Annotated in this window: 20 protein-coding genes; 7 read left to right on the forward strand and 13 right to left on the reverse strand. The window is 69.4% G+C overall.

Annotated elements, in window-relative coordinates:
- The first annotated feature begins 444 nt into the window (after positions 1-444).
- Entirely contained in the window at positions 445-1152 is a 708-nt protein-coding gene (locus ACQEXA_RS16710) for a DUF6082 family protein (RefSeq protein WP_432933747.1), read from the forward strand.
- 28 nt (positions 1153-1180) lie between these two features.
- On the opposite strand, the gene ACQEXA_RS16715 is transcribed toward ACQEXA_RS16710, so the two are convergent.
- Complete coding sequence (locus ACQEXA_RS16715; protein ID WP_432933745.1) at positions 1181-2347, reverse strand: citrate synthase/methylcitrate synthase; 1167 nt, start codon at positions 2345-2347, stop codon at positions 1181-1183.
- Between the two features lie 96 nt (positions 2348-2443).
- Between ACQEXA_RS16715 and ACQEXA_RS16720 the strand changes: the two genes are divergently transcribed.
- The 4 genes from ACQEXA_RS16720 to ACQEXA_RS16735 all read left to right on the forward strand — a co-directional run bounded on the left by ACQEXA_RS16720 (position 2444) and on the right by ACQEXA_RS16735 (position 7352).
- The gene (locus ACQEXA_RS16720) at positions 2444-3700 is read left to right on the forward strand and encodes a citrate synthase family protein (protein ID WP_433130464.1); all 1257 of its coding nucleotides are present in this window, start codon (positions 2444-2446) and stop codon (positions 3698-3700) included.
- A 175-nt stretch (positions 3701-3875) separates the two neighbouring features.
- Positions 3876-4826 carry a sucrase ferredoxin gene (locus ACQEXA_RS16725; RefSeq protein ID WP_432933741.1) on the forward strand — a complete coding sequence of 317 codons (951 nt, stop codon included), beginning with the start codon at positions 3876-3878 and terminating at the stop codon, positions 4824-4826.
- Between the two features lie 106 nt (positions 4827-4932).
- Positions 4933-6666 (forward strand): ATP-binding protein, encoded by a 1734-nt coding sequence (locus ACQEXA_RS16730; RefSeq protein ID WP_432933739.1) that lies wholly within the window; start codon positions 4933-4935, stop codon positions 6664-6666.
- Complete coding sequence (locus tag ACQEXA_RS16735; RefSeq protein ID WP_432933737.1) at positions 6663-7352, forward strand: response regulator; 690 nt, start codon at positions 6663-6665, stop codon at positions 7350-7352. The genes ACQEXA_RS16730 and ACQEXA_RS16735 overlap by 4 nt, the downstream gene beginning before the upstream one ends.
- A gap of 17 nt (positions 7353-7369) precedes the next feature.
- On the opposite strand, the gene ACQEXA_RS16740 is transcribed toward ACQEXA_RS16735, so the two are convergent.
- The 3 genes from ACQEXA_RS16740 to ACQEXA_RS16750 all read right to left on the reverse strand — a co-directional run bounded on the left by ACQEXA_RS16740 (position 7370) and on the right by ACQEXA_RS16750 (position 10227).
- Entirely contained in the window at positions 7370-8431 is a 1062-nt protein-coding gene (locus ACQEXA_RS16740; RefSeq protein ID WP_432933735.1) for an ABC transporter substrate-binding protein, read from the reverse strand.
- 124 nt (positions 8432-8555) lie between these two features.
- Positions 8556-9422, reverse strand: coding sequence for an ABC transporter permease (locus ACQEXA_RS16745; RefSeq protein ID WP_432933733.1), 867 nt, complete (start codon positions 9420-9422; stop codon positions 8556-8558).
- The gene (locus tag ACQEXA_RS16750) at positions 9412-10227 is read right to left on the reverse strand and encodes an ABC transporter ATP-binding protein (protein ID WP_432933731.1); all 816 of its coding nucleotides are present in this window, start codon (positions 10225-10227) and stop codon (positions 9412-9414) included. The genes ACQEXA_RS16745 and ACQEXA_RS16750 overlap by 11 nt, the downstream gene beginning before the upstream one ends.
- A gap of 161 nt (positions 10228-10388) precedes the next feature.
- On the opposite strand from ACQEXA_RS16750, the gene ACQEXA_RS16755 reads away from it, so the two are divergent.
- Complete coding sequence (locus ACQEXA_RS16755) at positions 10389-11081, forward strand: response regulator (protein WP_432933729.1); 693 nt, start codon at positions 10389-10391, stop codon at positions 11079-11081.
- 87 nt (positions 11082-11168) lie between these two features.
- On the opposite strand, the gene ACQEXA_RS16760 is transcribed toward ACQEXA_RS16755, so the two are convergent.
- The 6 genes from ACQEXA_RS16760 to ACQEXA_RS16785 form a co-directional block, all read right to left on the reverse strand.
- Entirely contained in the window at positions 11169-12761 is a 1593-nt protein-coding gene (locus tag ACQEXA_RS16760) for a solute symporter family protein (RefSeq protein ID WP_433130466.1), read from the reverse strand.
- Positions 12758-13318: a DUF485 domain-containing protein gene (locus tag ACQEXA_RS16765; protein WP_432933725.1), complete on the reverse strand. Its 561-nt coding sequence runs from the start codon at positions 13316-13318 to the stop codon at positions 12758-12760. Before ACQEXA_RS16765 ends, ACQEXA_RS16760 begins: the two co-directional genes overlap by 4 nt.
- 70 nt (positions 13319-13388) lie before the next feature.
- On the reverse strand, positions 13389-14072 hold the full coding sequence (locus ACQEXA_RS16770) for a response regulator transcription factor (protein ID WP_433130469.1): 684 nt from the start codon (positions 14070-14072) through the stop codon (positions 13389-13391).
- Positions 14069-15220, reverse strand: coding sequence for a sensor histidine kinase (locus ACQEXA_RS16775; RefSeq protein WP_432933722.1), 1152 nt, complete (start codon positions 15218-15220; stop codon positions 14069-14071). Before ACQEXA_RS16775 ends, ACQEXA_RS16770 begins: the two co-directional genes overlap by 4 nt.
- Positions 15217-15741 (reverse strand): DUF1453 domain-containing protein, encoded by a 525-nt coding sequence (locus ACQEXA_RS16780; protein WP_432933720.1) that lies wholly within the window; start codon positions 15739-15741, stop codon positions 15217-15219. Before ACQEXA_RS16780 ends, ACQEXA_RS16775 begins: the two co-directional genes overlap by 4 nt.
- 348 nt (positions 15742-16089) lie before the next feature.
- A complete protein-coding gene (locus ACQEXA_RS16785; protein WP_432933718.1) occupies positions 16090-18210 on the reverse strand; it encodes a DNA gyrase/topoisomerase IV subunit B in 2121 nt (706 codons plus the stop codon).
- Positions 18211-18651: 441 nt separating this feature from the next.
- Here ACQEXA_RS16785 and ACQEXA_RS16790 point away from each other — a divergent pair, with 441 nt between their 5' ends.
- Positions 18652-18879: a DUF7455 domain-containing protein gene (locus ACQEXA_RS16790; protein WP_359394518.1), complete on the forward strand. Its 228-nt coding sequence runs from the start codon at positions 18652-18654 to the stop codon at positions 18877-18879.
- Between the two features lie 225 nt (positions 18880-19104).
- On the opposite strand, the gene ACQEXA_RS16795 is transcribed toward ACQEXA_RS16790, so the two are convergent.
- The 3 genes from ACQEXA_RS16795 to ACQEXA_RS16805 all read right to left on the reverse strand — a co-directional run bounded on the left by ACQEXA_RS16795 (position 19105) and on the right by ACQEXA_RS16805 (position 23069).
- Complete coding sequence (locus tag ACQEXA_RS16795; protein WP_433130471.1) at positions 19105-19923, reverse strand: S1 family peptidase; 819 nt, start codon at positions 19921-19923, stop codon at positions 19105-19107.
- 118 nt (positions 19924-20041) lie between these two features.
- On the reverse strand, positions 20042-21592 hold the full coding sequence (locus tag ACQEXA_RS16800; RefSeq protein ID WP_432933713.1) for an RNA polymerase sigma factor: 1551 nt from the start codon (positions 21590-21592) through the stop codon (positions 20042-20044).
- A 589-nt stretch (positions 21593-22181) separates the two neighbouring features.
- Positions 22182-23069, reverse strand: coding sequence for a FadR/GntR family transcriptional regulator (locus ACQEXA_RS16805; protein WP_432933711.1), 888 nt, complete (start codon positions 23067-23069; stop codon positions 22182-22184).
- Between the last annotated feature and the right edge of the window lie 52 nt (positions 23070-23121).

Here is a 23121-nt window from a genome sequence, read left to right on the forward strand (position 1 = left end):
GATAGCCATACGTCAACTCCCGGGCCCTCCGCGCCCACCCCCTTTGGGGTCCCACATCCGCGTACGCCCCGACTTCACAGCCCTCACACGCTCGCGCCTCCGCGTACCACCCCGAAATACAGGAGGCGTTTCGATCGAGTCGGTCAAACGCTCACCTCGTCCACCGTTCGAACTGATTCTGAGAGGTCCGACGTCAGACCGGCGCCGGACCTCCGCCGCTCTCAGGGCCCACACGACGTGAGAACGGCGGCTTCCATGACTTCGCCACACCGCCGCGATCCCTCCGTCGCCTGATCGTCATCCCGGACCTTATGGGCCGCTAAGGACGCCACCTGGCGCCATCACTTCACGCAGATGCAGGCTCGAGCGCACGTCGCCCGGCCGTCAGTCGGGTCGCCTTCAACTTCATGTCACCAGGTCATCTCGCACCACTCGGGAGGGTTGATGGCACGTTTCCATGTCCGGCACCCCATCCCCAGGCTTCTCGCCTGGTCGGTCACAGCGGTCCTCGGCATCGCGCTGGTCGGAGTCGCGACAATCGTCGTCAGCAAATGGCTCATAGACGGGGCCGAACGAGCCGCAGGAGGAAGACGAACGGCACTCGCGCAAAGCCCCATAGGCGGCTCCTTCGGCGGGGCGGAAGCGGTCTTCTCGGGACTGGCGCTGCTGTTGCTGATCGTCGCCCTGTTCTTCCAACAACGAGAGCTACGGTTGCAGCGGCAGGAGTTGTCTCTGCAGCGTCACGAGCTGACCGCTTCTCGGGACGAGCTGCGCCGAAGCGCGGAGGCCGACCTACGTGGCCTCCACATGCAGCTCACGCAGATGGTCATGGACGATCCGTCATTGGCCGATGTGTGGAACGATTTTCCCGGATCGTCCGAAGCCATGCTCCGGCAACACCTGTTCGCCAACCTGACCTTCAACCACTTTGTTCTCGCGTACAGCTGGGAGAACCAGTCCGAGGCCGACCTCCTTGCTTACGCGCGGAATCTACTCCGGAGCCCCGCATTTCGCCGGTACTGGGACGCTGCCAGGACCGCCAAGAGCGCAGTGCCTCCGATGACCACCGAGGGACAAGTGTTCCGCATCTTCGAGAGGGCTCTCCCCGAACTTCGTCGACAGGGTGATCCATCCGGTGGCGTGGCGGGATGATGCCTCACCGCCCACCGTGCACCGTCGGTCATGCCACCGCCGGCACCGCCACCGGTGGCACCGGCCCCACGTACCGGGCAGCCGGGCGGATGATCTTCGGGTCCTCCGCCTGTTCCAGGAGATTGGCGCTCCAGCCGACCACCCGGGCCGTCGCGAAGGTCGGGGTGAACATCTCGCGCGGGAGCCCGCAGAGTTCCATCACCACGCCCGCGTAGAACTCCACGTTCGTATGGAGCTCACGGCCGGGCTTCAGTTCGGCCAGGATGGCCTCCACCTGGCGCTCGACCTCAATCGCGAAGTCGACCAGCGGGCCGCCGAACCGCTCGGCGATGCCGCGGAGCATCCGGGAGCGCGGGTCCTCCGTACGGTAGACGGGGTGGCCGAAGCCCATGATGCGCTCTCCCGCGAGGACGCGCTCGCGGATCCAGGAGTCGATACGGCCGGGCGTGCCGATCGCATCGAGGGTGTCCAGGGCGCGGCTCGGCGCGCCGCCGTGCAGCGGTCCGGACAGCGCGCCGACGGCACCGACCAGGGCCGCCGCCACGTCCGCACCGGTCGAGGCGATGACCCGCGCCGTGAAGGTTGACGCATTGAATCCATGGTCAATGGTCGAGATCAAGTACTGTTCGACCGCCCTCGCGTGCGCCGCGTCCGGCTCCGAACCCGTCAGCATGTACAGATAGTTCGCGGCATGCGGCAGATCCTGCCGAGGCTCGACCGGCTCCAGCCCCCGGCCCAGCCGGTACAGCGCCGTCAACAGCGTGGGGACGGTCGCGGCCGCCGCGATCGTGTCCTCACGGCGCTGGTCCGCGTCGATGTCGTACACCGGCCGGAACCCCTTGGACGCGCCGAGCAGGGAGAGCGCCGTGCGCAGTGCGGACAGCGGGCCGGAGGTGCCGCTCGCCGCGGCCACCGCGGGAAGCGCGGCCCGTACGTCTTCGGGCAGCCGGCGCAGCTCCGCCGTCCGCGCGGCGAAGGCGGACCGCTGCGCCGCGTCCGGCAGTTCGCCGTGGACCATCAGGTGCCAGGCGTCCTCGAAGCCGCGGGTCTGTGCGAGTTCGACGGCCGAGTACTGGCGGTAGTGGTAGAAGCCCTCCAGCCCCCTGACGTCACCCAATGCGGTGTCGGTGACGACGACGCCCGCGAGTCCTCGCGGCACGTCCACGGAGGTGGCTGCGGCCCTGCTGATCGGCATGTTTCCTCCCTCAACTTGACTCGACTGTCTATCCTTGACTTATATGTTGTCAATATTGATTGAATCAATATTCGATCCACGGATACGGTGGCGGCCATGAGAGATCAGGAAGCGGCTCACGGTCAGGACGGAACCCGGCTCACCACCAAGGAGGCGGCCGAGGTGCTCGGCGTGAAGCCCGAGACCGTCTACGCCTATGTGAGCCGTGGCCAGCTCAGCAGCCGGCGCGAGCCGGGCGGCCGTGGCAGCACCTTCGACGCCAAGGAGGTCGCGGCACTCGCGCGGCGCAACAGACGTGATCTGGGCGGGAGTTCCCCTGCGAGCGGCGAGCTCTCGGTCCGGACGGGCATCACCCTGATCGACAAGGACTGGTACTACTTCCGCGGCGTCGACGCGACCGAGCTGGCCGCGCGCCACTCGTACGAGGAGATCGCCGAGTGGCTGTGGACGGGACGGCTGCGGCCCGGAATCACCTTCACCGCCCCGGACACGGCCGTCGACGTGGCCCGTCGCGCCGTGCACGCGCTGCCCGAGCACAGCGGCCCCACCGACCGGCTGCGGGTGGCCGCGATCGCGGCGGCCACCGCGGATCCGCTCCGCTTCGACCTGTCACCGGACGCGGTCCTCGGCGCCGCCCGCACCCTGATCCCCACCATGGTCGCCGCCCTTCCCCCGCTGCGGCACACACATCGCGAGCCGGTCCCGCTCGCCGAGCGCCTGTGGAGGCGGCTCACCGGCCGTACCCCGGACGAGTCGTCACTTCGGGTGCTCGACACGGCACTCGGGCTGCTAGTCGACCACGACCTGGCCGTCTCGACCCTGGCGGTCCGTGTCGCCGCATCCGCCCGTGCGCACCCGTACGCCGCCGTCTCGGCCGGCCTCGGCGCTCTGGAGGGCCCCCTGCACGGTGCGGCCAGCAGCTTCGCGCACCGCTTGCTGCTGGACGTCCTGGACCGGGGCACCGCGGCCCCGGTCGTCGCCGACGAACTGCGCACCGGACGCCGCGTCCCCGGGCTCGGACACCGGCTGTATCCCGGCGAGGACCCGCGCGCACGTGCCTTGTTCGCGCTCCTGGAGGACGTACCGGCCGCGGGCCCGGCCCTGGCGGCGGCCAGGGACGTCGTCGCCACGACGGCCCGCCACACGCCCCTGTACGCCAATGTCGACCTGGCACTCGCCGTCCTCACGGTCGCGTGTGGCATGGAGGCCACGGCGGGCGAGACCGTCTTCGCCGTCGCGCGTACGGCGGGCTGGATCGCCCACATCCTGGAGGAGTACGAGGAGCGCCCGCTGCGGATGCGCCCGAGTGGACGCTACGTGGGGGCGCGTCCGCCGCAGCCGCTCCCCCGCTGAGCCCGGCACGCCCGTGTCCGCAATCGCGCCCCGAGTGAGCCGTTGCGCGTCCGCTCGCGCTCCGCTCTCCCGACGTGCTCCGCACGCCCCTTTCGCGCGCCTGGATGCGCCGCCAACGCGCCCCGTCCGCGGTAGCGGAAGTCACCCCAGGCAAAGTCAGGTTAGGCTCACCTCTGTGAGTACGTGCACGACCGCGTCCCGGGACCTCGACGAGCTCCTCGCGGGGACCGCGGCGACCGCAAGGACATGGCTGCTCCTGGAGCAGCCCGGCCCCTGGGGACCCAAGGCGCTCACCTCGAGCCACCTGGACCCGGAGCTCGGTCGCGCCCTCGATGCGGCCTCGGAGGGCACCGGAGTGCGGATCGCGCTCATCCGCCGACCCGGCCGGCACGCCGACTGCGGCGAACCGTCCGTACGACAGGTGTATGTAGCCCACACCGTTCCCGGAAACGTATGGCTGCACGCCACCACGACCTCCGCGCCCGAACGGTTGCTCGACCTCGACTTCACGGCGCTCGGCATGGGCGACCCGCACACCTTCGACGACATTTTTCGGGGGCGGCCCCACACGGGCGATCCGCTCGCCCTCGTGTGCACCAACGGCAAGCGGGACCGCTGCTGCGCGCTGCTCGGCCGTCCCCTCGCCACCGAGCTGGCCGGCTCCGGAGTCGACGGCGTCTGGGAGGTCACCCACCTGGGGGGCCACCGCTTCTCGCCCACAGTGCTCGTCCTTCCGTTCGGATACGCGTACGGGCGGGCCCAGGCCCCGCATGTCAAAGAGGTCCTCCAGGGGGTGCGAGAAGGGCGGGTCGTGGTCGAGGGATGCCGTGGCAGCTCCGCCTGGGAGCGCCCCGCGCAGGCCGCTGAACTCGCGGTGCGCACGGCGGCCCACGAGTACGCGGCAAACGCGCTGACCGTCGTCCGCACCGACGGGGACGCACCGCGTTGGGATGTCACCGTCGCGCACACCGACGGGCGGCTGTGGCACGTCCTCGTGGCCCAGGGCAGCTCGCTGCCGCCGCGCCCGGAGAGCTGCGGCTCGGTACTGGGTTCGCCGGCCCGGATGGACGTCGTGTCCGTACGGGAACTGCACGCCGCGGTCGTCACCGACCCCGCGCGCTGCTGAGACCGTCGCGCCGGCTCACAACCGGCTCCGGCCCACGGGAGTCCCGCAGGAGATCCACGCCACACCCCCTACGGCAGGGCGCGCTGGGCCCCGTACCGTCGTACGCATGAGGCCCTCTCCCCCTGCACGACGACTGCGGCTCGGTATGCCGCGGCGGATGTTCTCGCAGGTCCTGCTGATGCAGGTGGCCATCGCCGCGGGCGTCGCGGTGCTCGCCACCGGGCTGTTCCTGGCGCCGCTCGGCCGTTTGCTGGACGACCAGGCGATGCGCCGGGCCCTCGCGATCGCGCAGACCACGGCGGCCCAGCCGCAGATCGCCGAGGACCTCCAGTCGACGCTGCCCTCAAAGGACGGGCCCGTGCAGGCGGAGGCGGAGCGGATCCGCAAGGCCAGCAACGCCGAGTACGTCGTGGTGATGAACATGAGGGGCGTGCGCTGGTCGCACCCCGACCTCTCGCAGATCGGCAAGGTCGTCTCCACCGATCCGAGGGAGGCCCTGGCCGGCCGGGACGTCCTGCAGATCGACACCGGCACCCTGGGCCGCTCGGCCCGCGGCAAGGTGCCGCTGCGGGACGCGCACGGCAGGATCATCGGGGCGGTGTCGGTGGGCATCGAGTACAACAGCGTGCGAGCCCGCCTGATCCACGCGATACCCGGGCTGTTCGCCTACGCCGGAGCGGCACTCGCGATCGGCGCTCTGGCGGCGTACCTGGTCTCCCGAAGGGTCCAGCGGCAGACCAGGGACCTCGCCTTCTCCGACATCTCGGCGCTGCTCGCCGAACGGGAGGCGATGCTGCACAGCATCAGGGAGGGCGTCGTCGCCCTGGACCGGGCCGGCCGGATGCGGCTGGTGAACGACGAGGCGCAGCGTCTGCTCGGCATCGGTGACGAGGTCGTCGGAAAGCCCCTCGACGAGGCACTCGGTGAGGGCCGTACGACGGACGTCCTGGCGGGACGCGTCACCGGCACCGACCTGCTGACCGTGCGCGGCCACCGGGTCCTGGTCGCCAACCGCATGCCGACCGACGACGGAGGTGCCGTCGCCACTCTGCGCGACCGCACCGAACTGGAGCAGCTGGGCCGGGAACTCGACTCCACGCGCGGTCTCATCGACGCCCTGCGCGCGCAGGACCACGAACACGCCAACCGGATGCACACGCTCCTGGGACTGCTCGAACTGGAGATGTACGACGACGCGGTGGAGTTCGTCGGAGAGGTGGTGGGCGACCACCGGGCCACCTCCGAGCAGGTCACCGAGAAAATCCACGATCCGCTGCTCGCGGCCTTGTTGGTGGGCAAGGCCACGGTCGCCGCGGAGCGAGGCGTGGCCCTGTGGATCGCGGACGGCACGCTGCTGCCGGACCGGTTGATCGACCCGCGGGGACTGGTCACCGTCGTCGGCAACCTGGTCGACAACGCGCTCGACGCCGTGGCCGGCACGCCCCACGCGCGCGTGGAGATCGAACTGCGCGCCGAGGGGCGCACCGCGATCCTCAGGGTGCGGGACACGGGCCCCGGAATCCCTGCCGAGCGGCGGGAGCTGGTCTTCACCGACGGATGGTCGACCAAGCAGCCGCCCGTCCACGGCAAGCGCGGACTCGGCCTCTCCCTGGTGCGTCGTCTCGCCGAGCGCCAGGGGGGAATCGCCCGGGTGGACGAGGCGGAGGGCGGGGGCGCGGAGTTCACCGTCGTGCTGCCGGAAGCGCTGGAGGAGGCCGATCCGGCACCGCGGCCCGCTGTGGGAGACCGCCGCTCCCTGGTCCACGCTCAACGGGTGCCCGACGACGGGTCTCCGGACCCGGACGCAACCGTGCAGACCCCCGAGGAGGGATCCCGATGACCCGGCCGATCGGAGTTCTGGTCGTGGACGACGACTCCCGGGTTGCACGGGTCAACGCCGCATACGTGCAAAAGGTCCCGGGCTTCCATGTGGTCGGCGAGGCGCACAACGCGGCCGCCGCGCTGGATCGGTTGGAGACCCTGCCCCACCTGGATCTGGTGCTGATGGACCACTACCTGCCGGACGGCACGGGACTCGGCGTCGTCCAGGAGATGCGACGGCGCGGCCACGAGACCGACGTGATCATGGTGACGGCCGCCCGTGACGTCGGGACCGTGCAGGCGGCGATGCGGCACGGCGTACTCCAGTACCTCGTCAAGCCGTTCTCCTTCGCGGGCCTGCGCGCCAAGCTGGAGGCGTACGCCGAACTGCGCCGCACCCTCGACGGCGGAGGCGAGGCCGAACAGGCTCAGGTCGACCGGATCTTCGGCGCCCTGTCGGCAGGTCCCGGACCGGGACTGCCCAAGGGTCACTCCCCCAGCACGGCGGATCTCGTACGCCGGGCCCTGATGCACGCCGACGGGCCGCTGTCGGCCCAGGAGATCGCCGAACGCACCGGACTGAGTCGCCAGACCGCGCAGCGCTATCTGAAGCTCCTCGAGCACAGCGGCCGGGCCACACTGACCCTCAGATACGGCGACGCGGGCCGCCCGGAGCATCGCTACGTCTGGGCGACCCGCGTCTGAGGTGCGGCCGGTGCGGGTCAGCCCGCGGCCTTCTCCACGAACTCGGTGGTGTACGTCTTGCCGAGGTCTATCGTCGCGTTCTTGATGTTGGGGTTGAACGCCTTGAGGACCTTCTCGACGGTCTCGGGACCGTTCTGCGGCATCACGCCGTCCTTCGTGAACATGGGAAGAGTGCTCTTGATGGCGTCCGCGTAGAGCGTCTTGTCGCCCTGGGAGTAGTCGGCCGGCATCTTGTCGGCGATCTCGTCGGCGCTGTGCGAGGACATCCACTTCAGGGTCTTCACAAAGGCGTTGACCAGCTTCTGGACCGTGTCCTTGTGGCTGTTGACCCAGTCCGTCTGCATGTAGAGGCTGGACGACGGGTACGGACCGCCGAGCGCCTCCTCGGAGCCCTGCGGCGTCCGCATGTCGACGAGCACCTTGCCGAGCTTCTTCTGCAGGACCGTGGCGACCGTCGGGTCCGTGGTCATACCGGCGTCGATGGAGCCCTTCTGGAGGGCGGACACGAACGTCGGGCCGGCACCGACGGCGACCGGGCTGAAGTCGCTGACGTTCACGCCGTTCTTGACCGCGAGGTACTTGGTGAGGAAGTCGGTCGAGGATCCGAGGCCGGTGATGCCGAGTTTCCTGCCCTTGAAGTCCTTGGGCGACGTGATGTCCTTCTCGGCCTTGGCGGAGACGATCTCGACCTCACCGGGCGCATGCGAGAACTGCACCACGGACTCGACGTGCTTGCCCTTGGTCTGCAGGTCGAGTGTGTGGTCGTAGAAGCCCACGGCTCCCTGGACCTGGCCGGAGACCAGCGCGGTCTCGGCCTGCACACCCGCCGGCTCGCTCAGGAGTTCCACGTCGAGACCCTCGGCGTCGAAGTAGCCGAGCCGCTGGGTGAGCATCGCGGGCATGTAGATGACCTTGTCCAGGCCGCCGACCATGATCTTGACCTTCTCGCCCTTCCCGTCGCCCTTGCTGCCGGAACCGGAAGACGCGGTGGAGGAGGCTTCGTTGGCGCAGGCGGTGAGCGAGGTGACGGCGAGCAGGCCGGCCGTGGCGAGAGCGGCGATTCTGCTGCGGTTGCGCATGTCGGTTCACGTCCTTGTGAGATGGCGGTGTGGAAGGAAAAAAGCAGGTGCTGGCAATGGCGTTGCGCGGAAGCCGTCCGGCTACGGGGAAGCCCTCGTGGACCGCGCGGGCCTTGGGGAAGAGTCAGTGATCGGAGTCCGACGGCTTCCAGCGGAAGATGCGGCGCTCCGCGAAGGTGAGCAGCCCTTCGGCCACGAGCGCGACGACGGCGAGGATGGCCATCGCGGCATACACACCGGCCGCGTTGAATGTGCCCTGTGACTGGGCGACGAGCAGGCCGACGCCCTTGGTGGCCCCGATGTACTCACCGACGATGGCACCGATGAGGGCGAAGCCGAAGCTGACGTGCAGGCTGGTGAAGATCCACGAGGTGGCCGACGGAATGACGACCTGAAGAGTCACCCGCCGGTCGCTGGCGCCCAGGATCCGCGCGTTGGAGACCAGATTGCGGTCGACTTCGCGGGCGCCCTGGAAGGCGTTGAAGAAGACCGGGAAGAAGACCAGGACGACGGCCGAGGCCACCTTGGAGGACGGGCCGAGCCCGAACCAGATCACGAAGATCGGGGCAAGGACGATCCTCGGTATGGAGTTGAGCACCTTGATGTACGGGCCAAGGACATCGGCCAGGAAGGCGACCCGCCCCAGCGCGATACCGAAGACCACACCGGCCACCACACCGATGACCCAGCCGAGCAGCGCCTCCTGGAGGGTCACCCAGATCTGCTCGCCGAGCGAGCCGAGCGCCGTGCCGTGGGTGACCCAGGTGTAGATCTGGTCCCAGATCTTCGACGGCATCGAGAAGTTGAACGGGTCGATGACCTCGGCCCGTGACAGCGCCTCCCACAGGCCGAGCACGGCGACCAGGAGCGCCACGCGGGCGAGCAGGACGAGGACCTTGCGTCTGCGCGCGGCACGCGCACGGGAGACGGCGCGGTCGGGCCGCTTGGAGGTGTCGGCGGAGGCCGACGCGGAGATCACCTCAGGCGACATGGGCGGCACCCCTCTCACGCGTGATGCGGACCTCTTCGCCGAGGGACTCCCAGATCTCGCGGTAGATCTCGATGAACTGCGGCTCCAGGCGCACCGATTCGACCTTGCGCGGCCGCGGCAGATCGATGTCGAAGACCTGCTTCACGGTCGCGGGCCCGGCGGTCATCACCACGACCTTGTCGGCCAGCGCGATCGACTCCTCCAGGTCGTGGGTGACGAAGACGACCGAGGCGCCCGTGCCCTCCCACAGCTCCAGCAGCTCGTCCGACATCAGCGCCCTGGTCTGCACGTCGAGCGCCGAGAAGGGCTCGTCCATCAGCAGGATCTCGGGGTCGTTGACGAAGGTGGCGGCGAGGGCGACACGCTTGCGCTGGCCGCCCGAGAGCTGGTGCGGGTAGCGGTCCTCGAACGCCGCGAGGCCGACCCGGGCCAGCCACTCACGCGCCTTCTGCTTCGCCTCGGCCTTGGGCACACCGCGGAAACGCGGTCCTGCCATGACGTTGGACAGAACCGTGCGCCAGGGGAACGTGGCGTCCTGCTGGAAGACGAAGCCGACCTTGTCCCCGACTCCCGCGACCGGCTCGCCGGCCACCAGAACCTCACCCTCGGTGGGCTCCTCCAGGCCGCTGACCAGGGTCAGGGTCGTGGACTTGCCACAGCCGGTCGGTCCGACCACGGCGACGAACTCGCCGCGTCCGACGGTCAGGTCCAGACCCTTTACGGCCGCGTGCAGACCCCCCGACGGGGTCCGGAAGGTTTTGCTCGCGCCCCGTAGCTCGATGGCGGGGCTGCTGTCTGTGCTCATGACCCGGGACCGTAGATGTGGTGCGGGCCACGGCAGGAGTCTTGTGGGCGCAACCCCGACTTCTGCTTGCAAGGGTCTGTTGTGCTCATTTTGCTCGCGCTACAAAAGCGGAGCCGAAACACGGGCTTAACGCTCGCCTGGCCTTGAGGGAGAGAGGCCCGATGATTGACGTCCTGGTCGTGGACGACGACTTCCGTGTCGCCGAGATCAACGCCAAGTACGTGGGAAAGGTTCCCGGATTCCGGGTCGCCGCCCGCGCGCACAGCGCTGCCCAGGCGCTCGCGGCGGTCGAACGCGCCCCGATCGACCTGGTCCTGCTCGACCACTATCTGCCCGACCAGACCGGCCTCGAACTGGTCCACCGGATGCGCGAACACGGCCACGGGACGGATGTCATCATGATCACCGCAGCCGGTGATGTGGCCACCGTGCAGGCCGCCATGCGGCTGGGCGCCCTGCACTACCTGGTCAAACCGTTCACCTTCACGGCGCTGCGAACCCGCCTCGACTCCTACGCCGCCCTGCGTCGCACCGTCGACCGTGTCGGCGGCCGAGGCGTGGCGGGCCAGGAGCAGGTCGACCGCATCTTCGGCGCCCTGCGGACCACTCCCGCGTCCTCGTCCCCCGGCCTGCCCAGCGGTCACTCGGAGCCGACCACGGACCTCATCTGCGATGTGCTGCACCGGGCCGACCAGCCGCTCTCGGCCCACGAGGTGGCTGCCAGAACGGGGCTCAGCCGCTCCACCGCCCAGCGCTATCTGCGCCACCTGGAGCAGGCCGGCCGGCTGCGGCTCTCGTTGAAGTACGGGGACACCGGACGGCCCGAGCACCGGTACGCGTGGGTGGCGCCGTAGGAATCGTGGTCGGCCGGGTCCGGGCCCCGTCGCGGCATCAGTTACCGCCCGTCGCGGGGCCCGTCCGGGATCCGGCTTCGCCGGGTGTCAGACTGCTCCTGCCCCCGTCAGCGACCGCACCCCCGTCTCCGCGTGTTTGGCCGCGTCCGCCGGTTCCGGCGACGTGACCGTGCCGAGCCAGCCCGCGAGGAAACCGAGCGGGATGGAGACGATGCCCGGGTTCTGCAGCGGGAAGTACTGGAAGTCGACGGCCGGGAACAGCGATTCGGGGCTGCCCGAGACGACGGGGGACAGCAGCACCAGGCCCAGTGCGGGCACCAGGCCTCCGTAGACCGACCAGACCGCGCCACGTGTGGTGAAGCTGCGCCAGAACAGCGAGTACATCAGCACCGGCAGGTTCGCGGACGCGGAGACCGCGAAGGCGAGCCCGACCAGGAAGGCCACGTTCAGGTCGCGGGCCAGCAGCCCGAGCCCGATCGCGACCGCACCGATGCCGACCGCGGCGGCCCGGGCCACGCGCACCTCGCTGCGCGGCTTGGCGCGACGGCTCCGCAGCGACGCGTACAGATCGTGCGCGACGGCGGCCGAGGAGGCGAGGGTGATACCGGCGACGACCGCCAGGATCGTGGCGAAGGCGATCGCGGCGACCACGGCGAACAAGACCGTTCCGCCCGCCGATTCGGCTCCGCCGCCCAGCTTCAGCGCCAGTAGCTGGACCGCCGTGTTCCCGGCCGAGTTCGACGCTCTGACGGCGTCCGGTCCGACGACGGCGGCTGCGCCGAAGCCCAGCACGATCGTCATCAGGTAGAAGCCTCCGATGAGCCCGACCGACCAGACGACCGAGCGACGCGCGGCGCGAGCGGTCGGCACGGTGTAGAAGCGGGACAGGATGTGCGGCAGTCCGGCCGTACCCAGGACCAGCGCCAGACCCAGACTGATGAAGTCGATCCGCGCGTTCCCGCTGCCGCCGTACTTCAGGCCAGGCGCGAGGAACGCCTCACCGTGCCCGCTGCGCTCCGCCGCCGTCCGCAGCAACGCGTCGACGTTCCCGTGGAAACGCATCAGGACGAGGACGGTCAGCGCGACCGTACCGCCGAGCAGCAGCACGGCCTTGACGATCTGGATCCAGGTGGTGGCCCGCATCCCGCCCAGCGACACATAGATCACCATGAGGGTGCCGACGACGATCACCGTCCACGCTCGCGCCGCCGCACTCGTGCCTCCGAACAGCAACGCGACGAGGCTGCCGGCTCCCACCATCTGTGCCACCAGGTACGGCACGGACACGGTCACCGCGGACGTCCCCGCCGCGATCCGCACCGGCCGCTCGCGCATCCGCGCCGCGACGGCGTCCGCCAGCGTGAACCGCCCGCAATTGCGGACCAGTTCGGCGACGAAGAACAGCACCACGAGCCAGGCGACCAGAAATCCCACGACATACAGCAGTCCGTCGTAGCCGAACAGCGCGATCAGCCCGGTGACTCCCAGGAAGGAAGCCGCCGACATGTAATCGCCCGCGATGGCAAAACCATTCTCCATCGGAGAGAACAACCGACCACCCGCATAGAACTCCTCCGCCGACCCGCGCCGGTTGCGGCTCACCCATGTGGTGATCGCCAGCGTGATCGCGACGAACACGCTGAACAGCACCAGAGCCAGCGCCTGATGGTGTCCGCTCACCACTCGCCGCCCTTGGCTCCCCGGGTCAACTCCTGGGTGTTCCAGCGCAGGTCGAGCGCTGCACGATCCCTGCGCAACCGGGCGTGCCGCGCGTACGCCCAGGTGAGCAGAAACGTCGTCAGAAACTGCCCCAGCCCCGCCAGCATCGCCACGTTCACGGCTCCCGCGACCGGCCGTGCCATCAGAGTGGGGGCGGTCTGCGCGGTCACCACATGGCCCACGTACCAGGCGAAGAAGACCACGAACCCTGGAACCACGAATCTCCGATACCTGCTGCGCACCTCCTGGAACGCCGCGCTGCGCTGTACCTCCAGATAGACGTCGCCCACTCGGGCGGTGGCTTCACCGGCGAGCGCGGGCGGTACCGCAGGAGCGGGAGCACCGGTGCCGTCCAGTTCGCCCCAGCCGGAGGCGAGCGCGTCGTACCAGGGGTCGTCGTGCCTCAGACGTCCAGCCGCCTCCGCCGCTGCTGGGGCCGGGTCTCTGCCTCCCTGCTGCTCGACCGGACTGTCGGGACCGCCCTTGTCCCCGAGGGGACGACCATTGCTTGACTTCATGCCCAAGGATGGACAGACCGGGAAGACCCCCGACTCTTCTTCTCGGGGCTCTTCACCCCATCAGGTGACCTCACTGCGAGGGCGGTCGCACCAGGCCTTTTGCGTACGCGTAACGGACCGCCCGGGCACGGTCTTTGAGCCCTGCCTTGGCGAAGAGATTGTTGATGTGGGTCTTCACGGTGGCCGTGGAGACATGCAGCCGGCGCGCGATCTCCTGGTTGGTCAGCCCCTCGGCGATCAGTACGAGCACCTCCGTCTCCCGCACGGTGAGCCCGTCCGGCGCCTCAGCGACCGGGGCCGGCTCCCGCTCCGGCTCCGACAACCGCTCCAGCAGCCGTCGCTGGATGCTCGGCGAGAGGCCTGCGCCCCCGGACAGCACACTCCGCACGGCCCGGACGATCTCGTCGCCACCCGCGTCCTTGGTGAGATAGCCGCGCGCACCCGCCCTGAGCGCAGGGAACAGCGACTCGTCGTCCGCGAAGGTGGTGAGCACGACGACCTGGGTGCCGGGGTGCTCGGCACGGATGCGCCGTATCGCCTCCACGCCGTCGCAGCGCGGCATGCGCAGGTCCATCAGCACCACGTCCGGGGCCAGCTCGGCGACGAGCCGGACCGCCTCCTCCCCGTCCCCAGCGGCGCCGACGACCTCGATACCGGGGAGCAGCCCGAGCAGCATCACGATGCCCTCGCGCACCACCGTCTGGTCGTCCGCCACCACGACCCGGGCCGGCTTGCCGCCCTCCTCCTCCGTCATACGGGTACCTTCAACGTCACCACGAATCCTTCCTCGCCCGGCCCCGCCTCCAGCGAGCCGCCGAGCAACTCGGCACGCTCGCGCATGCCCAGCAGACCGTACCCGGCCCCCGACCCGGTCAATTCGCCCGGCGATCCGCCCGAGTCGCGGACGTTCAACATCACTTGGTGCTCGTCGAACTCCAGCCGTATGTGCACTCTGGCGCCCGGTGCATGCTTGCGGACGTTCGTCATGGCCTCCTGCGCGACCCTGCGGACGGCCTGCGAGGCCTCGGCGGTCAGCGGCCTGCGCTCACCCGAGATGGTGACGTCCGCTCCGTCCTCCGCGGCGACGAGCTCACTGAGGAACTCCTCCACAGGGGACATCTCGCCGCGCAGTGCGGAGAGCGCCTGCCGGGTCTCGGCGAGTCCCTCCCTGGCCATGCCCCGGGCCGCCACGACCCGTTCGAGGATCTTGTCCCGGTCGCCTTCCCTCTCTATCAGCAGCCTGGCCGCCTCCAGATGCACGAGCTGTGCCGAGAGGCTGTGCGCCAGCACGTCGTGGATCTCCCGTGCGATCCTGGTCCGCTCCGCCAGGGCCGCCGACTCAGCCTCGGCCGCACGCGCCGCCCGTTCCTGAGCGAGCAGCCGCAAGGCGCTGCCACGTGCTTCGGCGTCCAGGCGCAGCACATACCCGGCCAGGGCGATACCGACCGCGGTGACCACGGTGGTCAGCCGGCCGTCATTGGTGACCGCGGCATAGGCCCCCAGTCCCGTGGCGGCGACGGGGAGCGCGGCGGCCAGGGGCAGCCGCTCCATGGAGCAGACGGCGCACCCGCACCAGAGCACAAGGGCCGGGACACGCAGACCGGTGGTGTAGGCGACCAGCCCCAGTCCGAGGAGCAGGGAGATCAGGGCGACCGAGGAGGGCAGCCGATTGCGGAAGGTGGTCCGGAAGAAGGCCCAGACCAGCAACCCGCACAGCACCACCCCGGCCGCCGCCGCGACGTTGCCCCACGCGGGCAGGCTGCTGCCCGCGAAGGTCGTCCAGAGGAGCATTCCGAGGGCGAAGAGCCGGCCGGCCCGGCCGAGCATGCGCCGGGCGGCGGAGACTCCCGCACGGGACAGTGCTTCCCGGGAGGGCCAGCTCGTCCACAGGTTCTCCGTCACACACGCTCCTTCCCTGCGCGCCTGAATGCGCCGTCACCGTACGCCGTGGCCGGGCCGGCCGCGGGAGTGAGGGACTGCGCACGCCAGACCAGGATCCCGGAGCGAACCAGCAGGGTGCCGGCGAGGCCGAGCAGCAGCGTGGAGCTCTCCTGGTGGACGCCCAGGTACGCCCCGAACGCGAAGAGGCCGACCCGCAGGGCGATGCCCGCGATCCAGACGGCCGCGCTCGCCTTGGTGCTCGTGCTCCACACGGCACCGTCCGCCCCCACCCATATACGGCTGGTCCAGGCCCAGCCTGCCCCGATGGCGAGGCCCACGAGCACCTCGGTGCCGAGCAGCAGGGCCGACTCCGCACGGTGATGAGCATCGAGTATGCCGGGCTCGCGCAGTGCCAGGACGGTCAGAATCACGGGCACGAGCCACCAGCGCCGCTCGGTGTCGATCCGGCGCGCGCGGAACTGGCGGACGACCACCAGGGCGGCCACGGCCACGATCACCAACGCGTTGACGAGCCCGGACATCGCAGCCTCCGTGCGCGGAAGGGGAGATGCCGACGGCGAGTGCTGTCGACGCCTTCGACGCTACGGAAAAGCGCAGGTCGGCTGATCGGAGCCTGGGTGGATCACGGGTGGAAACCGCGACGCTCTCCGTCTCCACCCGGGGGTGGAGAATCCCTGCGGGCAGGCGGTGACACCGGCCCTCACACTGGGCTCCGCTGTGACACGTGGCCGGGGCAGGCCCACAAACCGACGACGGACAGCGCCCGGCAACCGGCGCGCCAGCGCGCGCTCAGCCGACGGACGCCGCGCACGAACACGGCCGACACCGCGCCAGTGCGCCGGGCGGCGGAGCGCCGCCCGGCACACCGCCTACGCGTCGATGCGCGACCGGTCCAGCGTCGCCGCCGAGCTGGAGATGAACTCCTTGCGCGGTGCCACGTCGTTGCCCATCAGCAGGTCGAACACCTGCTCGGCACCCTCGAGGTCGGAGAGGTTGATCCGGCGCAGGGTGCGGTGGCGCGGGTCCATCGTGGTCTCGGCCAGCTGGTCGGCGTCCATCTCACCGAGGCCCTTGTAGCGCTGGATGGAGTCCTTGTACCGGATGCCCTTGCTCTGGAATTCCAGGAGCTTGTCGCGCAGCTCGCGATCCGAGTACGTGTAGACGTACTTGTCCTGGCCCTTCTTCGGCTGGATGATCTCGACCCGGTGCAGCGGCGGCACCGCGGCGAACACTCGGCCCGCCTCGACCATGGGCCGCATGTAGCGGTGGAAGAGAGTCAGCAGCAGGGTGCGGATGTGGGAACCGTCCACATCGGCGTCGGTCATCATGATGATCTTGCCGTAACGGGCCGCGTCGATGTCGAAGGTCCGGCCCGATCCGGCCCCTATGACCTGGATGATCGCGCCGCACTCGGCGTTCTTCAGCATGTCCGTGACGGACGACTTCTGGACGTTGAGGATCTTGCCGCGGATCGGGAGCAGCGCCTGGAACTCGGAGTTCCGGGCAAGCTTCGCCGTGCCGAGCGCGGAGTCGCCCTCCACGATGAACAACTCGCTGCGGTCGACGTCGTCGCTGCGGCAGTCGGCGAGCTTGGCGGGCAGCGAGGAGGACTCAAGAGCCGTCTTCCGGCGCTGCGCGTCCTTGTGCTGGCGGGCCGCGATGCGCGTCCGGGCCGCGGCGACGACCTTCTCCAGGACGACGCGGGCCTGCTGGGCGGCGTCACGCTTCGTGGAGGTCAGGAAGGCCTTGAGCTCCTTGGCGATCACGGTCCCCACGATGCGGCGGGCCGCCGAGGTGCCGAGGACCTCCTTGGTCTGACCCTCGAACTGCGGCTCGGCCAGGCGCACGGTGACGACCACGGTGAGCCCCTCGAGGGCGTCGTCCTTGACGACGTCGTCCTCGGCGACGCGCAGCATCTTCTTGGCGCGCAGCACCTCGTTCATCGTCCTGGTGACGGCCTGCTCGAAGCCCGCGACATGGGTGCCGCCCTTGGGGGTGGCGATGATGTTGACGAACGACCTGAGCGTCGTGTCGTAGCCGGTCCCCCAGCGCATCGCGACGTCGACGCCCAGTTCCCGGGTGACCTCGGTGGGCGTCATCTGCCCGTGGTCGTCCAGGACGGGGACCGTCTCCTTGAACGTGCCCTGTCCGGAGAAGCGGAGGACGTCGCACACCGGCTTGTCGCTCGCCAGGTACTCGCAGAACTCGCTGATGCCGCCGTCGAAGCGGAACGACTCCTCGCCCTTGCTCCCGCCCTCGCCGAGCCCGTACTCGTCGCGGACGACGATGGTCAGGCCCGGCACCAGGAACGCGGTCTGGCGGGCGCGCTGGTGCAGCGTCTCCAGGGAGAGCTTGGCGTCCTTGAGGAAGATCTGGCGGTCGGCCCAGTAGCGCACACGCGTGCCGGTACGGGTCTTGGGGAGCTTCTTGGTCTTGCGCAGACCGCTCGTCGCCTCGAACTTCGCGTCGGGGCCGTCACTCGCGAAGGCGCCGGGGACGCCGCGGCGGAAGCTGATCGCGTGCGTGTGCCCGTTGCGGTCGACCTCGACGTCCAGGCGCGCGGAGAGCGCGTTCACCACGGAGGCGCCGACGCCGTGCAGGCCACCGGACGCCGCGTACGAGCCACCGCCGAACTTGCCGCCGGCGTGCAGCTTGGTCATCACGACCTCGACACCGGACAGTCGGGTCTTGGGCTCCACGTCGACCGGGATACCGCGGCCGTTGTCCCGGACCTCCACCGAGCCGTCGTCGTGCAGGATCACCTCGATGTGATCGCAGTAGCCGCCCAGGGCCTCGTCGACGGAGTTGTCGATGATCTCCCAGAGGCAGTGCATCAGGCCCCGGCTGTCGGTCGAGCCGATGTACATGCCAGGGCGTTTGCGGACGGCTTCCAGGCCTTCGAGGACGAGGAGGTGCCGCGCGGTGTAGTTGGAGCCGTCCCCTGCTCCTGTCAGCAGCGCTGTGGACGGCACGGACGTGTCGGCGGTCACGCGGTTCGCTCCTCGCTGAATTTCTGGTGGGGCCCTTTGGGGTGCGGGCCGGCTTCGGTTGCCGGTCCGAGGGTACCGAGGCCTGGTAGGGCCGTTGTAACGCCACCCTCGTCATGAACTCAGACTAGTCCAGAGTCGCACGAGCGTTCGATCCCCTCGAGGAGGTGAAGTACATATCACGTTCCCTTCGAGGCATGAACCATTTAGCCTCGGGGCACGTCCTCATCCACAACCGGCAACCCGGCCGGGAGGGCGGACAACCGATAAAAAGCGCGAACCCGTACGACTCAAGAGACGTAATACGGCACATTCGCCGCCAACCGGCAGCAGACAACCGTCTTGGAAAGAATCTTTCGAGGTGAAGCCGCGAGCGGGAACGTTTTCGGCCTGGTTGGATGTTGACCCTGGTACGACAGCTCGTCGAGCTAGAGAAGAGGCGACGTGACTACTGTTCTGACCCCCACGAGCCCGCTGACGGCCGCGGACCGCTGCGACCGTTGCGGCGCCCAGGCGTACCTGCGCGTCGTCCTCCTGAGCGGCGGAGAACTGCTCTTCTGCGCCCACCACGGCCGCAAGTTCGAGCCGGAACTCAAGAAGATCGCCGCTGAGATACAGGACGAGACGGAACGGCTGACCGTTCCGACGAGCGGACCCGACGAGGAACGCTGACACCTCGCGCGACGAGCCGACACCGGCGCCGAGGCCGGTGAACGGGCGGCCACTCCCCTCACAGGGAGTGGTCGCCCGTACTCGTACTGCACTCCCCGGGCGGCGCCCTCAGGACGCCCGCCCGGTCATCGTGCTCAGCCGCTCCTCGCCCGGCCATCGCTGCCGACTGCCCCCAGGGGCAGTGAGCACACGAGCGCCGGCCTCCCGGCGCGCGGACCGCCGTCCTCAGTGGTCGGCGGTCAGCGTGCTGACGACCTCCGAGACCCGGGTGTAGACCCCGGGGCTCCCCGGCTGCCCGCAGCCGCTTCCCCAGGACACCAGACCGATCAGGCGACCCTGGGCGACCAGCGGTCCCCCGCTGTCCCCCTGGCAGGCGTCGCGCCCGCCCTGGGGCTGGCCGGCACAGAGCATGGAAGCACGCAGGTACTTCCCGTCCAGACCGCCGGGATACGCCTGCTCGCACGTCGTGTCCGGGAGAACCTGCAGGTTCGCCCCTCGCAGACTGCGCGCATAGTCGGCGTCCCCGGTGGCGTCGCCCCAGCCGTACACGGTCGCCGCCGTACCCGGTGCATAGGCCGGGTCTCCGGCTGCCGCCATGGGGATGACCGAAGTCGCGGGTAGCGGGGAGGCGAGCGTGAGTACGGCGAAGTCACCGGCATTCGTGTAGCTGTTGTATGCCGGATTGACCCGAGTCGCGGTCACCGGGATTTCCGAGCCCTGGCTGGACAGCAGGTCCGTGCGCCCCGCGATGACCTTGAGGTCCCGTACCTGCCCTGGTGGTGCCCCCAGGACGGCCGTACTCATGCAGTGAGCCGCGGTCACGACCGTGGAACGGCTCACCGCGACTCCTCCGCAGAACTGTCCCGCACGCGTACCTCCGAACCGGTCACGGCTGGAGAGGGCGACGGTCCAAGGACTATGTGAGATGTCGACCGGGAAGCCTCCGATGACGACGTTGTCCGCCGTCGCGGGAGCGGGAGAAGCCAGCGGTATCAAGGCCGCTGCCGCTCCGACGGCCAGCGATCGGGCGAGGTGGCGACGCATGGGCTCTCCTCACTGTCAGGTGATCGTAGAACACCCACAGTGATCCAGTTCCCCGCATCACGCACACGCAAGGGGCCGGTTCCCACGGAACCGGCCCCTCAACGGCTACGGCCAAGGACTAGTCGAGGTAGTCGCGCAGCACCTGGGAGCGCGACGGGTGACGCAGCTTCGACATCGTCTTGGACTCGATCTGGCGGATGCGCTCGCGGGTGACCCCGTACACCTTGCCGATCTCGTCGAGGGTCTTCGGCTGACCGTCGGTGAGACCGAAGCGCATGGAGACGACGCCCGCCTCGCGCTCGGAAAGGGTGTCGAGCACGGAGTGCAGCTGCTCCTGGAGAAGCGTGAAGCTGACTGCGTCCGCAGGGACGACAGCCTCGGAGTCCTCGATGAGGTCGCCGAACTCGCTGTCGCCGTCCTCACCCAGCGGGGTGTGCAGGGAGATGGGCTCACGGCCGTACTTCTGGACCTCGATGACCTTCTCGGGGGTCATGTCGAGTTCCTTGGCCAGCTCCTCCGGGGTGGGCTCGCGGCCCAGGTCCTGCAGCATCTGGCGCTGAACACGTGCGAGCTTGTTGATGACCTCGACCATGTGCACCGGGATACGGATGGTGCGGGCCTGGTCGGCCATGGCGCGGGTGATCGCCTGACGGATCCACCAGGTGGCGTACGTGGAGAACTTGTAGCCCTTGGTGTAGTCGAACTTCTCGACCGCACGGATCAGACCGAGGTTGCCCTCCTGGATGAGGTCCAGGAAGAGCATGCCGCGGCCGGTGTAGCGCTTGGCCAGCGAGACCACCAGACGGAGGTTGGCCTCCAGAAGGTGGTTCTTGGCGCGGCGGCCGTCCTCGGCGATGATCTCCAGCTCACGCTTGAGCTTGGGGGCGAGCTTGTCGGCGTTGGCCAGCTTGTCCTCGGCGAAGAGGCCGGCCTCGATGCGCTTGGCGAGCTCGACCTCCTGCTCGGCGTTGAGCAGCGGGACCTTGCCGATCTGCTTCAGGTAGTCCTTGACCGGGTCGGCGGTGGCACCGGCCGCGGCGACCTGCTGGGCGGGCGCGTCGTCCTCGTCCTCGTCAGAGAGCACGAAACCGGCGTTCTCGGTGCCCTCGGGCTCGTCGCCGCCCTTGACGGGGGCCTCTTCAAGGACTTCCTCTTCGACCAGTTCGGCGTCGTCCTTCTTGCCACCGGTCGTCTTCTTGGCCGGAGCCGCCTTCTTGGCGACGGCCTTCTTGGCGACCGTCTTCTTGGCGGTCGTCTTCTTGGCAGCGGTCTTCTTGGCGGGCGCGTCCTCAGCCGGGTCGTCGGCCACGAGCGGGGGCACAGCCTCGGCTGCCGGGGCGGGGGCGGGCGCCTTCTTGGCGGCCACCGTCTTCGCCGCGACGGTCTTGGTGGCGGTGCGCTTGGCCGGACTCTTCGCTGCGACGCTCTTGCGGGTGCGCTTGGGCTCTGCGGCACTGACCATCAGCGTCACACCCTCTTCCTCGAGGATCTGGTTGAGGCTGCGCAGTACGTTCTTCCACTGAGTGGCCGGAATCTGGTCAGCTTCGAAGGCCCGACGCACATCGTCGCCGGCGATCTGCCCCTCAGCCTTTCCCCGCTCAATAAGAGCCATGACAGAGACGGACTCGGCGATCTCCGGCGGGAGCGTACGGGATGTGCTGGCCGACACGAACAACCTCTCGGAACGTTGGAAAACGGCTTCCGGCCCCTTCCATGACGGACAGGAGCCGACCGCCGGCTTGGGGATGGGCCGACGGCGCGGGCGGGGGCCGGGAAGTTGGACAGCGCCGTGACCGGCGTCCGTATTCCCTCCTCGGCTGTCACCTCTTAGGTCATCGCACAGTTCCGTAGAGCGTTACGCCCAATCTGCGTGGCCCGGGTCACACCCCGTAACCGCTCAAAAACGTCCAGATACGGGCAGAGGAGGTCGTCGATCTCATCCCTGCTGCCCTTCTCGTAAAGGGCACACGCTCTGTCATGCCCCGGAATCGGTGCCCCACACAGCCCCGCACAGAGAATCCATGACGAGCTCGTGAACGCACGACCGCATCGGAACATCGACATCCGCCGGATCGTCCATGACGACGGCGCGAGCGGAGGCCGGCGGCACCATGATCTCCGTCGGACTCCGCCGGGTCCCGGGAGGATCCGACGGAGTCCGACGGCGGATGAACGGCACTACGCGGTCTCCCGGCCGCGCGGACCGGGTGCCGGCCGGCGAGGGCGCCTGCCCAAGATCGCACCCCCCGGGAGTGCGGTCAGTGCTCGCGCGGCGCGGGCACCACGCGCTCTACCTCGGGTTGGACGGTGAGCAGTTGACGCATGGCCCCTTCGGCGGCCGCCCCGTCGCCCGAGGCGAGCGCGTCGACGATGCGGGCGTGCTGGCTCAGCGAGGCGTCGTTCGGGCGGTCACAGCCGGTGACCGGGCCGCCGGAGACCTGGAGGGCTGCCGAGACGATGCCGGAGAGGTGCTCCAGCATCCGGTTGCCCGCGACCTGGATGAGCAGCGAGTGGAACTCCGCGTCGGCGCGCGAGAACGTCAGGGAGTCTCCCTGCGCCATGGCGTGGCTCATGATCTCGACCATGTCACCGAGCCGCTGCTGCACCTCCTCGCGCCCGTGACCGGCGGCGAGACGTGCGGCGAGGGGCTCGATGGTCCACTGGAGCTCGCTGAGCTCGCGACGCTGGTCGTCGCGCTGCGGCCCGAAGGCCCGCCACTCGATGATGTCCGGGTCGAGCAGGTTCCAGTCGCTCACGGGGCGCACACGCGTACCGACGTTCGGGCGGGCGCTGACCAGGCCCTTTGCCTCGAGAACGCGCAGCGACTCACGGACGACGGTACGGGACACCTCGAAGCGCTGGCCGATCTCCTCGGGGACCAGAGGGCGGTCGGCGCCCAGATCACCGGAGACGATCATCTGGCCGAGCTGCTGGACGAGTTGGCCGTGCAGTCCGCGTCCGCGGCTGCCCGCGGCGCGCCGGCCGACGCGGCCCAGTTCGGGGTCCGCGGCCTCCCAGGAAGGTGTGCCCACGCGGTCGGGGGCGGGTGCCTCGGCGTAGGGGTAGCGGTCGAGTTCGCCCGGTCCGGCCAGGCCGGAGTCTGTTGAGCGGGCGGCGGTCATCATGGTGTGCGCAAGGGTACTCACGGATCCTTTGTCGGCGCCCTCTCCAACTCCCTTGAGGTCTTTGGTGAAAAGC

This window comes from Streptomyces sp. CA-106110, assembly GCF_050936285.1.
Taxonomy (GTDB): domain Bacteria; phylum Actinomycetota; class Actinomycetes; order Streptomycetales; family Streptomycetaceae; genus Streptomyces.